Annotated in this window: 3 protein-coding genes; 1 reads left to right on the forward strand and 2 read right to left on the reverse strand. The window is 36.6% G+C overall.

The features are described from left to right. Positions 1-9: 9 nt before the first annotated feature. Complete coding sequence (locus ACO6FI_RS13125; protein ID WP_485457717.1) at positions 10-2,400, reverse strand: clostripain-related cysteine peptidase; 2,391 nt, start codon at positions 2,398-2,400, stop codon at positions 10-12. A gap of 96 nt (positions 2,401-2,496) precedes the next feature. Continuing rightward, positions 2,497-3,294 (reverse strand): class I SAM-dependent methyltransferase, encoded by a 798-nt coding sequence (locus ACO6FI_RS13130; protein ID WP_485457718.1) that lies wholly within the window; start codon positions 3,292-3,294, stop codon positions 2,497-2,499. Between the two features lie 275 nt (positions 3,295-3,569). On the opposite strand from ACO6FI_RS13130, the gene ACO6FI_RS13135 reads away from it, so the two are divergent. Beyond that, positions 3,570-4,091 carry a hypothetical protein gene (locus ACO6FI_RS13135; RefSeq protein ID WP_485457719.1) on the forward strand — a complete coding sequence of 174 codons (522 nt, stop codon included), beginning with the start codon at positions 3,570-3,572 and terminating at the stop codon, positions 4,089-4,091. Positions 4,092-4,146: the final 55 nt, after the last annotated feature.

The raw sequence follows: 4,146 nt of genomic DNA on the forward strand, positions 1-4,146 counted from the left end.
ATAAATTTTTTATTTGCTCTTTAGAACCGGAGTCCAATAGCTGTTATTGTAAATATCTGTAAACTTATATGTGATTTCATTGTCATCCTTAATATTTACATAGTATACTTCAGGCTGCTTGCTTACAGTATATTGATAGCCTATCTTATAATCATTTTCAAGAGTTCCGTCATAGCTATAATAATTTGCCAAAAAGTCTATCTTATCACCGTTCTTTATCTCTGTTATATTCTTTGCAACAGTGTCTACATCTGTGCCTGTATAGTCGAAGTTTGCACCTGCAAGATATCCCTTAGGATGGTCGGAGTCAAATACTATAATCAAGTTTGCCCTCTCTCCGTTTAAAAGTACAGGTACATAACCGACAGTAGTATCTCCTTTATCATCCTTTGTAGTGGCCAAATGATAGTAAGCTACAGGATTGCCGTCTATTGATATCCATGCTCTTTCTTTGTCTGCAAGCATATCTCCGTTCTCATCAAACTTAAAGAACTTGTCAAGTCCCATATCGATATAACCTTGACCGTCATCAATAAGCATATTTTCATATATGCCCGATACCATATTCCACTCATCTTTAGACAGATGTATCTTAGGTGTGGAGTCACTGTCATTCCACTGAAGCTTTGACGAATCAAGTATGTTTGAGAGCACATAGTCCTTTATATCATCATCAGACATATCTCTGTTTTGTAAGAAGTTTATACTTGAAAGGTCAAGACCGATAGCTGCCAAACTGTCGGATGAAATACTTCCCGATAAAAGACTCTGTATCATTGCACTTAAGTCTCCGCTTGAAAGTGAACCCGTTGTATTTGAATTATTACCGCTAAGTGTAGACATCGGTGAACTCTCTCCGCCGCCTGCTATCTGTCCGCTCGCCTGCAACGATGCAAACTGCTGTATTACCCTGGTATAATCGCTGTCCATACCTATATCACCATAGGTCTGAACCATTCTGTCCACCTTTGAAAGCTTCTTATATGGGAAATATATTGAAAGCCCATATGAGTTTGCCCTATTTGATGATGTTCTGTTATACTTTACCGCACTTAGCACCGACTGTATTGTATTATTTGACTCACTCTGCTCGAGATTGTATACAAGATTTACCAAGTCCACCTGGTCGATATTTGACGACTTTGCAAATTCTCTGCTTGCGGTTCTGGCGGTTGATACTTTATTGTATTCCTTATTTTTTATATAGCTTGCAGTATCCTTTGCAAAGCTTGATAAACCTGCAGGCATAGTAGCTTTAAGTTCCGCCAAATCCACTAATGAAAGTGTGGTGGATTGTCCTCTTGCGCTTCTATTGCTCTCATCAATGAAGTCATCCACTATCCTCTTTCCCAAATCCAAAGTCGATATTGCCGTATTATTACTCAAATCTGTAAGCCAGTTTGTATAATACCAGCCTGTTCCCGGCTCAGTTTCTTCAGAGGCTATCAGATAATCTGCATAGTCTGAAAGAGCCAGTGCATTCTCTGTAGTTGCCATCAGACAGGCGTCAAAGCCTATAAAATCATACTTTATATTTGTCGCGGCTATTGCCGATTTTATCTTTGCGAGGTTCATTGAACCTGCATTCGGATTATTCTCATCGTATCCGTAGCCTGTTACAGAACCGCCGCCGTGATCCCAGAATATAAGCTGATTTCTGTTTGCCGGAAAGTTTTGCTTACAGTATTCTATAAAACTGACCAATGTGTTCGGGTCCGTCATGGAAGGCTGTCCGTTGTCATCTGCAAGTTTTTTTAACTTACCGTCTTTTATCTGATATATCTGATTGGTGGACGCCGATACTATAGAATTTTTCCAAGCTTTGGCACCGCCTGTATATACTATTAAGTTCACATTGTCCGACAGCTTCGCCTTGGTCATCTCTATAAGGTCATTGGTCGCCATCCCGTATTTTGACTCAAGGTCCGTACCGCACATATATACCATTACGGTTACACTGTCTCCGCCTGTAGGTCTGTAAAACTTCTCCCTTGCATTCTCATTTACCGTCTTATTCAGCTTTCCTCTGTTATCGGCCACTCCGCTCCATCCGGCGCTTACACCGCTTATGCTTGAAGCTACCGTATTCCCCAGTGTATAACTTAATGAAGGTAAATTGATTTGCGGTGAATTCGCACCTCCTGATGAATATGAACCTCCTGTAAATGTTCCGAGTATCGTATTCAATAATCCGGTTTTATTGCCTGATACCAGGCTTATGACAGCTATGATTATAACAACCAAAAAACTTAGCGGCGATCTTCCTCCGCCACCTCCCGATCTCCTCGGCCCTGAAAATCTGCCGCTGTCTCCTACAGAACCTGTTCCTGCGACCTCTCTTCTGAATACACTGTTCCCCGGTCCTCTGACATCTCTGTCATGACTTGTCGGTCTACCCATTTTATCCTCCTGTTATTATTTATATTGTTAGTACTTCATTACAGTATATTCTAACAATAATCTCATCATACGGCAATAAATCATTACAAACAGTTGTTATTTTGCATCATATTTGCATATTACAAGCCTGTTATTAATAAGATATATGATTGGAAGAAAGATTTTGCCATACCATTTCATCTGCTTTGCTATTTGTTTTGTAAAGTTTATAAATCCGATTTGCTTCAGTTTAGGATTAAGTTCTATAATCTCTTTGCCGTTTGTAACTCCAAAATGATACTCGGACTTGGTTCGTTTTACAGCCTTGTTCGTTTTTGCCTTATTCACAAGTCTTTTGGAAAGACAGTCCAGATGAAGTACAAAATGTTCAAAATTATCTGTCAGTATATTTAAAAACTCCTTCACCTGCTTAGGATAAAAATACATAATCATCCCCTCTGAAATAATCAAAAGCTTCTCTCCCTTTGTATCTATCTCCTTTGTCCATGACTTATCAAGGGCTGATTTTTCGATATTTTTTACTCTGTCGTTTTCCTCAAAGAATTTTTTTCTTAAACTTATTATCTCCGGAAAATCTATATCATACCAATGTATTCTACCGTTATCTACGCGGAAAAATCTTGTATCCAACCCTGAACCAAGTGAAACTATATGACAATCAGGGTATTTGTCTATAAACTTTTTCACCTCATCATCCATAACCTTGGCTCTCGCAATAATACCTAAAAGATTCACTTTTTCATTACTGAAAGAGCCAAAATCATAGTCAATCATATCCACCATTTCAGCCGACTTTTTATCCTTTAATATAGATTTTTCAGATCTGTAATCTCTTGCCCTTGCATCCAAAGTTATAAGCATAGTCTCCATAACACCTTCAAGTTTTATCTTCATAAAAGCCTCCATTTACCGCTATATCTGCGGTATAAAAATATATATATTTTGATTATGTTAGTTCTTACTAACTTAGGTTATATCATACTTCTATTTTATGGAAAACTCAATAAATTTATCTTTTTAAGAAATTTATAATAATTGTAAAGAATTACATCCTTATAATTTGCCAATCCGCATTTTACTTTACATCTTTAAACCGTTAAATTTTTTGAAATTTTTTATTATTTTCACCCATACAAGGATGTTCAGAAAGTAAAGTTACTGCTTCAGATATGCAGGGGGAAAAGTTTTTTTATCAGGTTTCAGATGCTTCTTATTCTACAGGTAAATATACTTTGGATGAACTTGCAGAACGTAGAGAAAACCCTTTATTTATTGATAATTTACAAAAGTTTAATGCGGAACTGAATTCAACGGATACTGTGGATTTTTATAATATGAAACATGCGTATGTAGATTTTATAGGTAAGTGGAATAAGCCGGAAGATTTGATATATGGTTATAAAGAAAAACCGGATTTAATAGATATGAAGATGCTTGTCAATGAAAAGCTTGAGTATATAACTCCGGTAGATGCATTTATTCTAAATCAAAAAACAATGCAAAAACTGGGACTGGATTATTTATCGGATCAGGATTTTATATATAACGGTGAGTTTCCCATGGTGCTTGGCTACGGCTTTAAAGAATATTATAATATCGGTGATACAATTCCTATAACCTTCTATTTTCCTTTCTTTCTGTTTTTAGGCAAAGAAAAAACAGTAAACCTTTTTGATTTACTGTTTCCTTGAATTTTAACTATATTTTTTAATCTATCCTTTTTATTTATGAATTATCCAATAGTCT

The organism is Lachnoanaerobaculum sp., from assembly GCF_057250505.1.